This is a genomic window from Streptomyces sp. NPDC058051 (assembly GCF_042885475.1).
Taxonomy (GTDB): Bacteria; Actinomycetota; Actinomycetes; order Streptomycetales; family Streptomycetaceae; genus Streptomyces.
In genome coordinates this window covers 212,121-226,644 of the sequence record NZ_JBHVRW010000009.1, presented here as the reverse complement: position 1 = coordinate 226,644, position 14,524 = coordinate 212,121, and the positions used below count along the sequence as shown (strand labels likewise).

General features: G+C 70.8%; 14 protein-coding genes. 10 read left to right on the top strand and 4 right to left on the bottom strand.

Annotation, left to right across the window (positions count from 1 at the left end):
- Positions 1-480: tetratricopeptide repeat protein (locus ACFVUT_RS17215; protein ID WP_389670977.1), on the top strand; the 480-nt coding region annotated here is incomplete at its 5' end.
- A 73-nt stretch (positions 481-553) separates the two neighbouring features.
- Here ACFVUT_RS17215 and ACFVUT_RS17210 read toward each other — a convergent pair.
- Both ACFVUT_RS17210 and ACFVUT_RS17205 read right to left on the bottom strand, forming a co-directional pair.
- Positions 554-826: a DUF397 domain-containing protein gene (locus tag ACFVUT_RS17210; protein ID WP_389648760.1), complete on the bottom strand. Its 273-nt coding sequence runs from the start codon at positions 824-826 to the stop codon at positions 554-556.
- Positions 807-1,658 carry a helix-turn-helix transcriptional regulator gene (locus ACFVUT_RS17205; protein ID WP_389648762.1) on the bottom strand — a complete coding sequence of 284 codons (852 nt, stop codon included), beginning with the start codon at positions 1,656-1,658 and terminating at the stop codon, positions 807-809. Before ACFVUT_RS17205 ends, ACFVUT_RS17210 begins: the two co-directional genes overlap by 20 nt.
- A gap of 117 nt (positions 1,659-1,775) precedes the next feature.
- Here ACFVUT_RS17205 and ACFVUT_RS17200 point away from each other — a divergent pair, with 117 nt between their 5' ends.
- Together ACFVUT_RS17200 and ACFVUT_RS17195 are read left to right on the top strand one after the other, a co-directional pair.
- Entirely contained in the window at positions 1,776-1,997 is a 222-nt protein-coding gene (locus ACFVUT_RS17200) for a hypothetical protein (RefSeq protein WP_389648765.1), read from the top strand.
- A complete protein-coding gene (locus ACFVUT_RS17195; RefSeq protein ID WP_389648767.1) occupies positions 1,994-2,458 on the top strand; it encodes an ATP-binding protein in 465 nt (154 codons plus the stop codon). Before ACFVUT_RS17200 ends, ACFVUT_RS17195 begins: the two co-directional genes overlap by 4 nt.
- Before the next feature lie 25 nt (positions 2,459-2,483).
- Here the strand turns inward: ACFVUT_RS17195 and ACFVUT_RS17190 are convergent, their stop codons facing one another.
- Positions 2,484-5,777 carry a S41 family peptidase gene (locus tag ACFVUT_RS17190; protein ID WP_389648770.1) on the bottom strand — a complete coding sequence of 1,098 codons (3,294 nt, stop codon included), beginning with the start codon at positions 5,775-5,777 and terminating at the stop codon, positions 2,484-2,486.
- 189 nt (positions 5,778-5,966) lie between these two features.
- Between ACFVUT_RS17190 and ACFVUT_RS17185 the strand changes: the two genes are divergently transcribed.
- Positions 5,967-6,539 (top strand): TetR/AcrR family transcriptional regulator, encoded by a 573-nt coding sequence (locus tag ACFVUT_RS17185; protein WP_389648772.1) that lies wholly within the window; start codon positions 5,967-5,969, stop codon positions 6,537-6,539.
- A 148-nt stretch (positions 6,540-6,687) separates the two neighbouring features.
- Positions 6,688-8,919: an MMPL family transporter gene (locus ACFVUT_RS17180; protein WP_389648775.1), complete on the top strand. Its 2,232-nt coding sequence runs from the start codon at positions 6,688-6,690 to the stop codon at positions 8,917-8,919.
- Between the two features lie 252 nt (positions 8,920-9,171).
- Here ACFVUT_RS17180 and ACFVUT_RS17175 read toward each other — a convergent pair whose 3' ends face one another.
- On the bottom strand, positions 9,172-9,522 hold the full coding sequence (locus ACFVUT_RS17175) for an SsgA family sporulation/cell division regulator (protein ID WP_389648777.1): 351 nt from the start codon (positions 9,520-9,522) through the stop codon (positions 9,172-9,174).
- 177 nt (positions 9,523-9,699) lie between these two features.
- Between ACFVUT_RS17175 and ACFVUT_RS17170 the strand changes: the two genes are divergently transcribed.
- The 5 genes from ACFVUT_RS17170 to ACFVUT_RS17150 all read left to right on the top strand — a co-directional run bounded on the left by ACFVUT_RS17170 (position 9,700) and on the right by ACFVUT_RS17150 (position 14,426).
- A complete protein-coding gene (locus ACFVUT_RS17170; RefSeq protein ID WP_389648779.1) occupies positions 9,700-10,767 on the top strand; it encodes an energy-coupling factor ABC transporter permease in 1,068 nt (355 codons plus the stop codon).
- A 1-nt stretch (position 10,768) separates the two neighbouring features.
- The gene (cbiQ, locus tag ACFVUT_RS17165) at positions 10,769-11,632 is read left to right on the top strand and encodes a cobalt ECF transporter T component CbiQ (RefSeq protein WP_389648781.1); all 864 of its coding nucleotides are present in this window, start codon (positions 10,769-10,771) and stop codon (positions 11,630-11,632) included.
- Positions 11,629-12,399 carry an energy-coupling factor ABC transporter ATP-binding protein gene (locus tag ACFVUT_RS17160; RefSeq protein ID WP_389648784.1) on the top strand — a complete coding sequence of 257 codons (771 nt, stop codon included), beginning with the start codon at positions 11,629-11,631 and terminating at the stop codon, positions 12,397-12,399. Before cbiQ ends, ACFVUT_RS17160 begins: the two co-directional genes overlap by 4 nt.
- Before the next feature lie 66 nt (positions 12,400-12,465).
- Positions 12,466-13,629: a serine hydrolase domain-containing protein gene (locus ACFVUT_RS17155; RefSeq protein ID WP_389649279.1), complete on the top strand. Its 1,164-nt coding sequence runs from the start codon at positions 12,466-12,468 to the stop codon at positions 13,627-13,629.
- A complete protein-coding gene (locus tag ACFVUT_RS17150; RefSeq protein WP_389648786.1) occupies positions 13,626-14,426 on the top strand; it encodes an SDR family NAD(P)-dependent oxidoreductase in 801 nt (266 codons plus the stop codon). The genes ACFVUT_RS17155 and ACFVUT_RS17150 overlap by 4 nt, the downstream gene beginning before the upstream one ends.
- Positions 14,427-14,524: the final 98 nt, after the last annotated feature.

Below are 14,524 nucleotides of genomic sequence, written 5' to 3'. Positions count from 1 at the left end.
GAGATGCACCCTGACACCCTGACCAGTCGCAACAACCTTGCCGGTGCCTACGAGAGTGCGGGTGATGTCGGTCGGGCCATCCCGTTGTACGAGGCCGCCCTTGCTCAGCATGTGCAGGTCTTGGGTGACATGCACCCTGACACCCTGACCAGTCGCAACAACCTTGCGTACGCCTACGGGAGTGCGGGTGATGTCGGTCGGGCCATTTCGCTATATGAAGCCACTCTTGCTCAGCGTGAGGAGGTCTTGGGTGACATGCACCCCGACACCCTGACCAGTCGCAACAACCTTGCCGGTGCCTACGAGAGTGCGGGTGATGTCGGTCGGGCCATCCCGTTGTACGAGGCCACTCTCGCTCAGCGTGAGGAGGTCTTGGGTGACATGCACCCCGACACCCTCAACAGCCGCGACAACCTCGCGGGGGCCAAGGGAGCAGAGCGGGAGGGGAGCGCTTCACCGGACGCCTCCCCCGGCTCGTAGAGCCGGGGGAGAGGGCGGGGGCCCTGCTCCCCGCAGACCGCTTGAAGCGTGCGGGACGGCAACGGCGCGGCGGTCAGGCCGCCTTGACGGACTCGACGAACGGCGTCCAGGCGGACGCGGCGATGACGAGCGCCGGCCCTCCGGGGCGCTTGGAGTCGCGGACGGGGACGACGCCGGGGTGGCCGTCGGCGACTTCGAGGCAGTTGCCGCCGTCGCCGTTGCTGTAGCTGCTCTTGCGCCAGACGGCGAACTCCTCCGCGACTTCGAGGCAGTCGCCGCCACTGCCGTTGCTGTAGCTGCTCTTGCGCCACGTAGCCAGGTGGAGATCAAGACCGATGCTGGCCATTCCGGTACTCCTCAGCCGCCTTCTCGATCAGGTCGAGGGACACCTCCGGCGGCAAGGCGGCGGCCCTGAGCCGATCGTATGCCTTGCGGTACTGCGTCACGAGCGACGGATCGTCGATGGTCTGGCCGTGATACGGGCCCTCGGTGTAAAGCAGCGGTGGCTCGTCGTCGAAGTCCATGAAGAGGAGCGGCAGCTCTGTGAGGGGGTGGGTCGGGCCGTTCCACGGAAGGATCTGTGTAACGATGCGGCCGCCCCGTACCAACGCTGCGATGTGTTCCAGCTGTTCGGCCATTTCCACTGGCGGGATGATGGAGTGGTGCACCAGTGACTCGTGCAAGACCACCCAGTACTCCGGTTTCTTGGGGTTGTCGAAGAGCCGAGCGCGTTGCATCCGGGCTTCGATCTTTGCCTCGGTCTCCTCCAGCGTATTCAGAGAGTGTGTGGAGTGGATGACAGCGTGGGCGTAGAACCTGGTCTGGAGCAGCCCCGGGATGAGCGTGCCGGACCACTGATCGATGGTCCGGGCCCGCGTCTCCGCTTCCGCTACAGGCGCAAAGTACGAGGAGTGCGCCCCCTGTTTGGCCTTCCTCACGTCCTCGCACCGTCGCTCGAAGAACCCGTCCGTCCCCAGCACCCGGTCCACGTGCTGGGACAGGTCCATGGGCATCCGGCGGTGGCCGTGTTCGATCTCGCTCAGGTACGTGATGCCGTAGAAGCTGCCGTCCACCAGCTTCTCCAGGGTCAGGCCCGCCTCCTCCCGTTTGAAGCGGAGTTCCTTGCCGTAGAACTGCGGGACACCCGCCGAGCCGTCGATCTCCTTGCGCGTAGCCACTTCTGACCACCTTTCGCGCTGTGCGTTGTGGAGTGGGAAACCCTTTCAAGGTAGAGGTCCGTGCGGCAGCGTGTGAGGTGTTCGTCACAGTGCGCAACGAAAGGTGTACGGCTCCTCATGGACCACACACAGGACACTCCCGCCTACGACATCCGCACGGACATCGGCGCCCTCCGCGCCGCTCTCGCCGCGCACGGCGTCGTTTTGCCGTCGCTCGGCGTCGATCCGCTGACCCTGGCCGGGGATACGGCCCGGCCGCCGCTGGTGGCACTCGGCAACTGCAGTGTGGTGACCGCGCGTCGGCTGGCCGAGGTGCTGCGTGCGGCGGCCGGTGGATGACCCCGCTGCCGCTCGCCGTGACCCTGTTCGCCGTGCCGAAGGCCGTACCTGAGACGCGGCGCATACTGCGGGAGCGGTGCGGGGGTGCCGACGTACCCGATCTGCTGCTCTGCGTCAGTGAGTTGCTGACCAATGTGATCGTGCATCTCGGTGAGGGGACACCGGTCACGCTCCGGGTCAGCGGCACGTGCTCCGGCCGTATCCGCGTCGAGCTGAGCGATCCCGAGCCGCGCGCCTGGCCGGCCGTGCGGAGCGCGGGAGGCGGCGACGAGTCGGGGCGGGGACTGCTGCTCGTGGACGCGCTGGCGCTGCGGTGGGGCGTGGAGCAGGGGCCGTACGGGAAGACGGTCTGGTGCGAACTGCGGGCGCCCGCCCGGTGGGGTCTGCCCGTGTACGAACCGGCGGGTTCCGGCGGGACCGGGGCAGGGCTCAGCAGCCCCGGCCCCGGCCCTTCGCACTGAGTACGGCGGTGCCGTCGCGGCGGTCCTACCGCGGCGGCAAGGGGGGACGCCGCCGGTCCGGGACCGATTCGTACGTCGGCGGGGTCGCCGCCGGGTGTGCGGCCAGGAGGTCCAGGGCCACCCGGACCGCGTCGTCCAGTACCGCGTACCGGCCCTCGGCCCAGTCGAGCGGGGTGCGCAGGGCCTCCAGGTCCGGTTCGACTCCGTAGTTCTCCACGGACCAGCCGTAGGCGTCGAACCAGGCGGCGTTCATCGGCACCGTGATCACCGTTCCGTCGCCCAGCCGGTGGCGGCCGGTCATGCCGACCACGCCGCCCCATGTCCGCTGGCCCACCACGGGGCCCAGTTTCAGCAGGCGGAACACGGCGGTGATCATGTCGCCGTCGGAGGAGGTCGCCTCATCGGCCAGGGCGACCACCGGGCCGCGGGGGGCGTTGGAGGCGTAACTGACCGGCTGGGCGTTGCGGGTGAGGTCCCAGCCGAGGATCGTGCGGGTGAGTTTCTCGACGACCAACTCGCTGATGTGGCCGCCCGCGTTGCCGCGTACGTCGACGATCAGGGCGGGGCGGGAGACCTCCATGCGCAGGTCCCGGTTGAACTGGGCCCAGCCCGAGCCGCCCATGTCGGGGATGTGCAGGTACCCGCACTTGCCGCCGCTCAGCTCGCGTACGACCTCACGGCGTTTGGCCACCCAGTCCTGGTAGCGCAGCGGCCGTTCGTCGATCAGGGGGACGACGGCGACGCGACGGGAGCGGCCCTCGCCCTCCGCGGGCCGGAAGGTCAGCTCGACCGTGGTGCCGCCCGCCGCGGAGAGCAGCGGATAGGGGCCCGCCACCGGGTCGACGGGGCGGCCGTCGACATGGGTGAGGACCGCGCCCTCCCGGATGCCCGTACCGGCCAGTGGGGAACGGGCCTTGGAGTCGGAGGAGTCGCCGGGCAGGATGCGCCGGATCGTCCAGTCGCCGTCCCGGCACACCAGGTTCGCGCCGAGCAGTCCGATCGCCCGCTGGTAGTGCGGCGGTCCCTCGTTGCGGCGGGCCGGTGCCGCGTAGGCGTGCGAGGTGCCCAGTTCGCCCAGGACCTCGCGCATCAGATCGGCGAACTCGTCGGGGGACGCGACCCGTTCGACGAGGGGGCGGTACTGGTCGAGCACGCCGTCCCAGTCGATGCCGCACATGTCCGGCTCCCAGAAGTAGGAGCGGATGATGCGGCCCGCCTCGCCGTACGCCTGGCGCCACTCCGCCGCCGGGTCGACGTCGTGCAGGATGCGGCGCAGGTCGATGTAGACCGTCGAGTCGCTGTCGCCGATCTCGGTGGCGGGGACGGCGCGCAGCTCGCCCTCGTCCATGACGACCAGGCGCGTGGCGTCGCCGCTGACCGCGAACCAGTCCAGATGGCCGACGAGTTCGGTCTTCCTGGCCTTGGAGATGTTGAAGTGTTCCAGCGTGGGGCGGCCCGACATGTCCGCCGGGTTGGCGAACGTCTCGCCGAGCGCGCCCGAGATCGGCCAGCGCAGCCAGACGAGGCCGCCGCCGCTCACCGGGTGCAGGGCCGAGTACTTCGACGCGGAGACCGGGAACGGAGTCACCCGGCTCTCCAGGCCCTCGAACTCGACCGTGACCGTTGACGGCCCCTCGCCGGTACCGGCGTCGACCACGACGTCGTCCGCCGGGTCGAGGCCGCCCGCCGCCGGGCGCCCCTCCGGGGACAGGGCGAACGGGGAGGGGGTGGCCGAGGAGAGCGGCACCAGGTAGGGGCGGCAGCCCAGCGGGAAGGAGAGGTCCCCGGTGTGGACGTCGTACACCGGGTCGAAGCCGCGCCAGGAGAGGAAGGCGAGATAGCGTCCGTCGCCGGTGAAGACGGGATTCTCGTCCTCGAAGCGGCCATTGGTGACATCGACGATCACCGGGGAGCCGGTTCCCAGGATGCGGGCCAGTTTGATCTGGCGCAGCGAACGGCCGATCCCGGGGTGCGACCAGGCCAGCCAGGCGCCGTCCGGTGAGAACGCCAGGTCGCGGACCGGTCCGTTGACGGACCGGATCAGTTCGGTGGGTTCGCCGGTGGAGGTCTCCTCGTCCGTGTCCAGGAGCAGCAGCCGCCCGTCGTTCGTGGCGATCGCCAGCCGTTCGCCGTCCGGGTCGGAGATCAGCTCGTGGACCCTGCCGACCTGCCCCGAGGCCAGTCGTCGGGGCTCGCGGTCGCCGCTGGCGCGCGGCAGATAGGCGATCTCGATCGCGTCCTCGCCGTCCGCGTCCGTGACGTAGGCGACCTGGCCGCCGCTGCCGAGCATCTCCGGCAGCCGGACCCGGACCCCCGGGGTGTCGGCGATCGTCCGGGCCGGGCCGTCGCGGTGGGTGAGCCAGTACAGGCTGCCGCGTACGGAGACGGCACTCGCCCGGCCCGTCTCGTCCACGGACAGCGCGTCGACGTTGCTGGCGGCCGGCACCTGGTGCGTACGCCGTCCGGTGCGCGGGCCGCCCAGCCGCACCTCCAGCTTCCTCGGCACCGCGTCCGGCGACTCCAGGTCGTCCACCAGCCACACCTCGCCCGCGCACTGGTACACGACGCGGCGGCCGTCGCTGGACGCGTGCCGGGCGTAGAAGGCGTCGTGGTCCGTGTGGCGGCGCAGGTCGCTGCCGTCGGGCAGGCAGGAGTACAGGTTGCCGACGCCCTCGTGGTCGGAGAGGAACGCGATCCGGCCGCCGATGAACATGGGCGAGTCGAGGTGCCCGCCGATGCCCGGGAGCAGCCGCTCGCCGTGCAGCCACAGCCGCCCCATGGCACCGCCCCGGTACCGCTTCCAGGAGGCCGGTTCGTGCGGCGGTTTGCCGGTCAGCAGCAGCGTGCGCCGCTCGCCGTCGATGTCGGCGACGGCGATGTCGGAGACCGGCCCCCACGGCAGCTTGCTGCCGGGGCTGCCGTCCGTGGACACCGTGTACGCCCAGGAGACGTGCGGGAACGGCTGGCCGTGCGAGGACACGGCGAGGATCTGGGAGGTGTCCGGCGGGTCGGGGGTCCAGCCGCAGACCCGGGCGTCCGTCGACCCCCAGTAGGTGAGCCGGCGGGCCGGGCCGCCCTCGACCGGCGCGAGATGGATCTCGGGATCCAGGCTGCGCCAGGTCGTATAGGCGATACGGCTTCCGTCGGGGGAGAACCGCGGGTGACTGACCCTGGTCCGGTCGACGGTCAGCCGCCACGCGCGGCCGGGCCGCTGCCCCTCCTCGGCGAGAGGAGCGACCCAGAGGTCGTCCTCCGCCGCGAAGCAGAGCAGATTCTCATGGAGGTGCGGGAAACGGATATACGCGACATCGTCACTCACGCCTCAATGCTTTCCGCGCACGAGGGCCCCGGCAACTTGTGGTGTGGAACACCATCGAAACGATTTCGTTTCGCTGGGTGGGTGGGGTACGGTCGAGCTGTACGAAACGGTTTCGTTCGATGGACTATTGATCGACTGATCGACGACTGTTCCGGAGTCCGGAACGAGGCAGGGAGAGGAGGTCGGCACATGGCACGCACCCGGCTCACACCCGAGCGCGAGAGCGAGCTGTACGCCGCCGTTCTCGACCTGCTGCGCGAGGTCGGTTACGACGCCCTGACCATGGACGCCGTCGCCACCCGCACCCGTTCCAGCAAGGCCACCCTCTACCGCCAGTGGGGGAGCAAGCCCGAGCTGGTCGTCACGGCCCTGCGGCACAACAAGCCGGTGTCCCTCGCGGACGTCGACACGGGGTCGCTGCGCGGCGACTTCCACGCCGTGGTGAGCCGTTCCGACGACTGCCAGATGGAGAAGGACTCCGCGCTGTTGCGGGGTCTGAGCCATGCCGTCCACGACAATCCCGATCTGCTCCAGGCCCTGCGCGGACTGCTGGTCGAGCCGGAGATGACCGGCCTCGAAACCATGCTGCGCCGAGCCGTGGACCGGGGTGAACTGCGTCCGGACCTCCCGGCGCTGAAGTACGTACCGCACATGCTGATCGGCGCTTTCGCCGCCCGGCAGCTGGTCGAGGACCGTTCCGTCGACCAGGCGTTCCTTCTCGACTACGTGGACTCCGTGATCCTCCCCGCTCTCGGCGTCTGACCGCGGTCCCTTCGCACGAACGTCCCCTTCGCGCGAACGTCCCCTCCGCACGGCCCCCTCCCCAAGCCCCACCTGACACGCCGCTCTCGTCGTCGGGCTGGTTCCTCACGCCCTTTTCCACTCACGACCTGACCGGGAGTACGCCTCCGTGGCCACTTTCCTCTACAAGCTCGGAAGGCTCACCTTCCGGCGCCGCCGCTATGTCGCCCTGATCTGGGTGGCACTGCTGGCGCTCGCCGGATTCGGTGCCGCCTCCGCGTCCACCGCCACCTCCAGCTCCTTCTCGATCCCGGGTACGGAGGCCCAGCGGGCCTTCGACCTGATGGAACAGCGCTTCCCCGGCGCCAGTGCCGACGGCGCGACCGCCCGTGTCGTCTTCAAGGCCCCCGACGGCCAGAAGATGACCGACCCGGCGAACAAGGCCGAGGTCAACAAGATCGCCGACCGGCTGAAGTCCGGCTCGGACCAGATCGCCTCGGTCACCGACCCGTACACCGGCGACGCCGTCAGCAAGAACGGCTCCACGGCGTACGTCTCCGTGTCCTACAAGGTCAACTCGATGGAGCTGACCGACGCGACCCGGGACGCCCTGGAGGACGCGGGCCACGCGGCGCAGAAGAGCGGGATGACCGTGGAGATCGGCGGTGACGCGCTCCAGGCGATTCCGGAGACCGGGGCCACCGAGATCATCGGCGTCGCGATCGCCGCGGTGGTGCTGGTCATCACCTTCGGCTCGCTGATCGCCGCCGGACTGCCGCTGCTCACCGCGCTGATCGGGGTCGGCATCGGTGTCTCGCTGATCACGGCCCTGGCGAACGTGCTCGACCTGGGCTCCACCACCTCCACCCTCGCGATGATGATCGGCCTCGCGGTCGGCATCGACTACGCGCTGTTCATCGTCTCCCGCTACCGCGCCGAGCTGGCCGAGGGCCGGGAGCGCGAGGAAGCGGCCGGACGGGCCGTCGGCACGGCCGGTTCCGCGGTCGTCTTCGCCGGTCTCACCGTCGTCATCGCGCTGGTCGGCCTCGCCGTCGTGAACATCCCGATGCTGACGAAGATGGGCGTCGCCGCGGCCGGCACGGTCGCGATCGCCGTCCTCATCGCGCTCACCCTGGTCCCGGCCATGATGGGCTTCGCAGGCAAGCGGGTCTTCGGGCGCAAGGCGCGCAAGGCCGCCGAGGCGGCGAGCGCGCCCGAGGCGAAGCCGAACATGGGCACCCGCTGGGCACGCTTCGTGCTGCGCAAGCCGGTGTGGGTGCTGCTGGTCGGCGTTCTCGGCCTCGGCGCGATCGCCGTACCGGCCGCGTCCCTGGAGCTGGGTCTGCCCGACGACGGCTCCCAGCCCACCAGCACCACCCAGCGCCGCGCCTACGACCTGCTGTCCGACGGCTTCGGCCCCGGCTTCAACGGCCCGCTGATGGTCGTCGTCGACACCAGGAACAGCTCCGACGGCAAGACCGCGGCCCAGCAGGTCTCCGACGAGATCTCGGGCATCCCGGGCGTCGTCGCCGTCACCCCGGCCCAGTTCAACAAGGCCGGTGACACCGCGATGATCACCGTCGTCCCGAAGGACCGGCCGAGCTCCACCGACACCGAGAACGTGGTCCACGCGATCCGTGACACGGGCAAGGACATCACGTCGGACACCGGTGCCGAGGTCCTGGTCACCGGCTCCACGGCGATGAACATCGACTTCTCGCAGAAGATGAACGACGCGCTGCTGCCGTACCTGGCGCTCGTCGTCGGCCTGGCCTTCCTGCTGCTGATGCTGGTCTTCCGGTCGGTGCTGGTGCCGCTGAAGGCGGCCCTCGGCTTCCTGCTCTCGGTCGTCGCGGCCCTGGGCGCGGTCGTCGCGGTCTTCCAGTGGGGCTGGCTCGGCTCGCTCTTCGGCGTGGAACAGACCGGCCCGATCATGTCCATGATGCCGATCTTCATGGTGGGTGTGGTCTTCGGCCTGGCCATGGACTACGAGGTCTTCCTCGTGACCCGGATGCGTGAGGCGTACGTCCACGGCGAGAAGCCCGGCCAGGCGATCGTCACCGGCTTCAACCACGGCGCCCGGGTCGTCACGGCCGCGGCCGTGATCATGATGGCGGTCTTCTCCGGCTTCATCGGCTCCAGCGAGCAGATGATCAAGATGATCGGCTTCTCGCTCGCCATCGCCGTCTTCTTCGACGCGTTCGTGGTCCGGATGGCGATCGTGCCCGCGGTCCTCGCCCTGCTCGGCAACCGTGCCTGGTGGCTGCCGCGCTGGCTGGACCGGCTCCTGCCGAACGTGGACGTCGAGGGCGAGGGGCTGCGCAAGCAGCTCGGCGAGACGCCCGAGGAAGGCGCGGGCGGCGGCGACGTCGAGGGTGGGCGCGAGCTGATCCGCGTCTGAGTCGGACCCTGTCCGGGCGGAGCCGCGGAGGCCCGGACAGCAGAGTCTCCGGGGCCCGCGTCTGAGCGGAGCGCGGCCCCGGACGCGCCGGTTACCTGTGGGGACGGGGGACCGGGGCAACGAGGAAGCCCCCGTGCGAGCGGCACGGGGGCTTCCGCCATGTGTGTGAGGCGGCGTGGGTTGTCAGGCGCGGGTGGTCGGCCGTGGGTGCCGTCTTGTACGGGTGTGCGTCACACGGGTGCGGGACGTGTGTCACACAGGTGCGGGACCGGCGGCGTTCTCGTCGTGTGTGCGGTGCAGGAAACGGATCAGCGGCGCGCTGTCGAACTGCACGACCTCCACGCCTTCCTTCGAGCGGAGTTCCACGACCAGCTGTGTCCGTCCGCACGGCCACACCCGGAAACCGTCGCGCTCGGCGGGGGAACGCAGTCCGCGTTCCAGCAGATCGCGGCCGAACGCCCAGTCGGTGCCGCCCGGAAAGGCGACGTGGACCGTGCGTGGGTCGACATCGGCGTCGTACAGCAGGTCGACCGGTACCGCGGGCAGATCAGGGGTGTCGTTGACGAGCCAGGCCTCGGCCTGCTCATGGATCACGGGGGGCATGGGCCGACTCCTCCAGTGTTTTATTTCGTCATCTAATGTCCCATATTTTCCTTCATGTGCACATCGGGCGGCCAACTGTGACGTCCCCGCTCTTGCAAAGGGTTTGCAACAAGGCTCTATCATCGAACGGTTCACGACCCCGTCCGCGGCACCGGATCGCAGGAAGCGGAGCCTTTCATGCATGTACCCGACGGATTCATCGACGCACCCGTCTCCGCCGTCACCGGAGTCGTCGCCGCGGGTGCCGTGGCCGTCAGCCTGCGGGGCGCCCGCCGCGAACTCGACGAGCGCACCGCGCCGCTCGCCGGACTCGTCGCCGCGTTCATCTTCGCCGTGCAGATGCTGAACTTCCCGGTCGCGGCGGGCACGAGCGGGCATCTGCTGGGCGGAGCACTCGCCGCGATCCTGGTCGGGCCGTACACCGGGGTGCTCTGCGTATCCGTCGTCCTGCTCATGCAGGGCATCCTCTTCGCCGACGGCGGTCTCACCGCGCTCGGCGTGAACACGCTCGACATGGGCGTCGTGACCGCGGTCGTCTCCTACGCGCTCTTCCGCGGGCTGCTCGGCGTGCTGCCACGTACCCGCCGCTCCGTCACGGCCGCGTCCTTCGTCGCCGCCCTGGTCTCCGTACCGGCCGCGGCCTGCGCCTTCACGCTGATCTACTGGATCGGCGGCACCACCGACATCCCGATCGGCAAGGTCTTCACCGCCATGGTCGGCGTCCACGTCCTGATCGGTATCGGCGAGGCCGTGATCACCGCGCTGACCGTCGGCGCCGTCGTCGCCGTACGCCCCGATCTGGTCCACGGCGCCCGCGGACTCACCACACCGCTCAAGCTCCGCGTCGACGGCGAACTCGTCGACGCCCCCGACCGGCAGCCCGTCGCCCCGGCCCAGCAGCCCGTCGCCCGCTCCACCCGCCGGATCCGGATCGCCGGCCTCGTCACCGCCCTGGTCCTCGCGGGCTTCGTCTCCTTCTACGCCTCCGCCAGCCCCGACGGCCTGGAGAAGGTCGCCGCCGACCAGGGCATCGACAAGAGGACCGAGGAACACGCCGCCAAGGACTCCCCGCTCGCCGACTACGGCGTCAAGGACGTCTCCGACGCCCGCGTCTCCGGCGGCCTCGCCGGAGTGATCGGCGTCGGGGCCACGATCGTCGTCGGCAGCCTGGTCTTCTACGCCGTCCGCCGCCGTCGCACACCGGACACGCCCGCAGCCGCCTCGCACCTCCGGGAAACCGTCTGACATGGGCGCCGCCACCTCAGGGCAATCCACCACGGCTGCCGCGGCGAAGCCCGCCACGGACAGCGACCGCCCACGCCCCCGGCCCGCCCCCGGCACGTACCCGGGCGCCTCCGGGCACGCTCACCGCCTCTACCGGCACGGGCGCTCGCCCGTCCACGACCTGCCGCCACACTGCAAGATCGCCGCCGTCTTCTGCTTCGTCGTGATCGTCGTCTCGACACCGCGCGAGGCGGTATGGGCGTTCGCGCTGTACGCGCTGCTGATCGGTGCCGTCACCGCCCTGGCCCGCATCCCCGCGGCCTTCCTGCTCAAGCGGCTGCTCATCGAGGTGCCGTTCGTCGCGTTCGCCCTGCTCATGCCGTTCGTGGTGCCCGGCGAGCAGACCCACGTCCTCGGCCTCTCCGTCAGCGTCCCCGGCCTCTGGGGCGCCTGGAACGTCCTCGCCAAGGGCACCCTCGGCGTCGCCGCCTCCGTGCTCCTCGCCTCCACCACCGAACTGCGCGCGCTGCTGCTCGGCCTCCAGAGGCTCAAGCTGCCGCCGCTGCTCGTACAGATCGCCTCCTTCATGATCCGGTACGGCGATGTGATCACCGACGAGATGCGCCGGATGTCGATCGCCCGCCGCTCCCGCGGCTTCGAGGCGCGCGGCCTACGGCAGTGGGGCGTCCTGGCCACGTCGGCGGGCGCGCTCTTCATCCGGTCGTACGAGCGCGGCGAACGCGTCCATCTCGCGATGGTCAGCCGCGGCTACGCCGGATCCATGCCGGTCATCGACGAGGTGACGGCCTCCCGGACCCAGTGGGCCCGCGCCTCGGCACTCCCCGTACTCGCCCTCGTCATCTGTCTGCTGGGATGGACCGTATGAGCAAGCCCCCCGCCCCCGTGCCGTCCCTGGAGGTCAGCGGCCTCGCCTACGCCTACCCTGACGGCCATCAGGCGCTCTTCGGGGTGAACCTGACAGTCGCCCGAGGCGAACGCGTCGCCCTCCTCGGCCCCAACGGGGCCGGCAAGACCACCCTCGTCCTCCACCTGAACGGCATCCTCGACGCCGGTGCGGGCACCGTCCGGGTCGCCGGTCTCCCCGTCGAGAAGCGCAACCTCGCCGAGATCCGCCGCCGCGTCGGCATCGTCTTCCAGGACCCCGACGACCAGCTCTTCATGCCCACCGTCCGCGAGGACGTCGCCTTCGGCCCCGCCGCGTCCGGACTCCGCGGCGCCGAACTGGAGGAACGCGTCGACGAGGCCCTGCGGCAGGTCGGCATGGAGACGTATGCGAACCGGCCGCCGCACCACCTCTCCTTCGGCCAGCGCCGCCGCGTTGCCGTCGCCACCGTCCTCGCGATGCGGCCGGAGATCCTCGTCCTGGACGAACCGTCCTCCAACCTCGATCCCGCCTCGCGGCGCGAACTCGCCGACATCCTCAGGTCCCTGGACGTCACCGTGCTCATGGTCACGCACGACCTGCCCTACGCCCTGGAACTCTGCCCGCGCGCGGTCATCCTGAGCGAGGGCGTCATCGCCGCCGACGACCGCACCCAGGACCTGCTCTGCGACGAGGAACTGATGCGCGCCCACCGTCTGGAGCTGCCCTTCGGATTCGATCCACGTTCCGTGACGGTGAACACCGGGTGACCCGCCCCACGTTCGACCTGCGGCGGGATGCACCATGGGGGGATGAGCGGGAGCGCGGGAACAGGTGTGGACGTACGGGGCACGGTGGCGGCCGGATTCGAACCGGTCCGGGACGCTTTCGTCCGTAACTTCGAGCAGCGCGGCGAACGCGGCGCGGCCGTCACGGTCTACCGGGACGGCCGCAAGGTCGTCGATCTGTGGGCCGGAACGCGAGACGTGGACGGCGTCGAACCGTGGGCCGTCGACACCGTGCAGATCGTCCGCTCGGCGGGCAAGGGCATCGCCGCCGCCGTACCGCTGATGCTGCACCAGCGCGGCCAGGTCGACCTCGACGCCCCGGTCGGCACGTACTGGCCGGAGTTCAAGGCCGCCGGCAAGGAACGCGTCCTCGTCCGCCACCTCCTCGCCCACCGGGCCGGCCTCCCCGCCCTCGACCGCCCCCTGACCCCCTCCGAGGCGGCCGACGGCATCTCCGGCCCCCGGGCCGTCGCCGCCCAGCGCCCCCAGTGGGAGCCCGGCACCGACCACGGGTACCACGCCCAGACCTACAGCTGGCTCATAGGCGAACTGGTGCGCCGGGTCACCGGCCGCACCGTCGGCCGCTGGGTCGCGGAGGAGATAGCCCGCCCGCTCGGCCTGGACTTCTGGTTCGGCCTTCCGGCGGACGAGACGCACCGGGTGGGCCGGATCGGCCCCGTCGAACCACCGGCCGTCGCGGACAACGGCGGCGCCCTGCGGATGCGGCCCAAACGCTCCGTCACCGAGGCGTACCGCGACCCGCACTCCCTCACCCGCCGCGCCTTCGGGGCCATCGACCCGCAGCCCGAGGAGAACGACCCCGCCTACCGGGCGGCCGAACTCCCCGCCTCCAACGGCATCGCCACCGCCCGCGCGCTGGCCCGCTGCTACGCCGCCATGATCGGCCCGGTCGACGGCCACCGGCTGTTCGCCCCGGCCACGCTCACCCTCGCCCGCACCGAGGAGTCGGCGGGCCCGGACCGGGTCCTGGTCGTCAACACCCGCTTCGGCCTCGGCTACATGCTGCACGGCCCGGCGGCCCCGCTGCTGGCCCCGGGCTCGTTCGGCCACCCCGGCCGGGGCGGCTCGCTCGGCTTCGCCGATCCCGAATCCGGCATCGCGCTCGGCTATGTGACGAACGGTCTGCAGAAGGGAGTCACCGCCGATCCCCGTGCCCAAGCCCTGGTCAGGGCAGTACGGTCGGCGCTATGACTCCTCCATCCTCTGCTGGTTCACGGTTCGACGGATACGGCGTACTCATCACCGGAGCGGGACGCGGCATCGGCGCGGCCACCGCTCGCCGACTCGCCTCGGAGGGCGCGCGCGTCCTGGTCACCGACCTGGACGGCGAGCGCGCCGGACGCACGGCCGCGGAGATACGCGAGACGGGTGCGACGGCCGAGGCGCTGGCCTGCGACGTGGGCGACCGGGCGGCGGTCGAGGCCGCGGTCGCCCATGCCGTCGCCGCCTTCGGATCCCTCGACGTGCTGGTGAACAACGCGTACTCCTGCACCGCTGACACCCCGCTCTTCGAGGACGAGCCCGACACCGCCTGGGAACGCGACCTGGACATCACACTGTCCGGCCCGTACCGCTGCGCCCGCGCCGCTTTTCCGCACCTGGTGGCCTCCGGCCGGGGCGCGATCGTCAACATCGGATCGGTCAACGGCGAGCAGGACTACGGCAACCACGCCTACAGCGCGGCCAAGGCGGGCCTGGGCAGCCTCACCCGCACCCTCGCCGGCCACGGGGGACCGCGCGGCGTGCGCGTCAACATGGTCGCGCCCGGCACGATCCGCACCGACGCGTGGGCGGGCCGCGACGCGGAACTCTCCCGGGTCAGCGGCCTCTACCCGCTCGGCAGGGTCGGCGAACCGGACGACATCGCGTCCGCCGTCGCCTTCCTCGCCTCGCGCGACGCGGCCTGGATCACGGGGACGACGCTGCGGGTGGACGGCGGACTGACGGCGGTGGACTACGGCTTCCGCCGGGCGGTTTCGGGGGAGTAGCGGGGGCGGTCGCGGAGGTGCGCCGGACCGGTGCCGCGGCCGGCGCTCCTGGTTCGTGCGCTCCTGGTTCGTGCGCTCCTGGTTCGTGCGCTCCCGGT

Bases quoted from the DNA above. Each gene is read 5' to 3' on its own strand.
- ACFVUT_RS17210 (WP_389648760.1), bottom strand. From the start codon at position 826: ATGGCCAGCATCGGTCTTGATCTCCACCTGGCTACGTGGCGCAAGAGC.
- ACFVUT_RS17200 (WP_389648765.1), top strand. From the start codon at position 1,776: ATGGACCACACACAGGACACTCCCGCCTACGACATCCGCACGGACATC.
- ACFVUT_RS17195 (WP_389648767.1), top strand. From the start codon at position 1,994: ATGACCCCGCTGCCGCTCGCCGTGACCCTGTTCGCCGTGCCGAAGGCC.
- ACFVUT_RS17185 (WP_389648772.1), top strand. From the start codon at position 5,967: ATGGCACGCACCCGGCTCACACCCGAGCGCGAGAGCGAGCTGTACGCC.
- ACFVUT_RS17175 (WP_389648777.1), bottom strand. From the start codon at position 9,522: ATGCCCCCCGTGATCCATGAGCAGGCCGAGGCCTGGCTCGTCAACGAC.
- ACFVUT_RS17170 (WP_389648779.1), top strand. From the start codon at position 9,700: ATGCATGTACCCGACGGATTCATCGACGCACCCGTCTCCGCCGTCACC.
- cbiQ (WP_389648781.1), top strand. From the start codon at position 10,769: ATGGGCGCCGCCACCTCAGGGCAATCCACCACGGCTGCCGCGGCGAAG.
- ACFVUT_RS17160 (WP_389648784.1), top strand. From the start codon at position 11,629: ATGAGCAAGCCCCCCGCCCCCGTGCCGTCCCTGGAGGTCAGCGGCCTC.
- ACFVUT_RS17150 (WP_389648786.1), top strand. From the start codon at position 13,626: ATGACTCCTCCATCCTCTGCTGGTTCACGGTTCGACGGATACGGCGTA.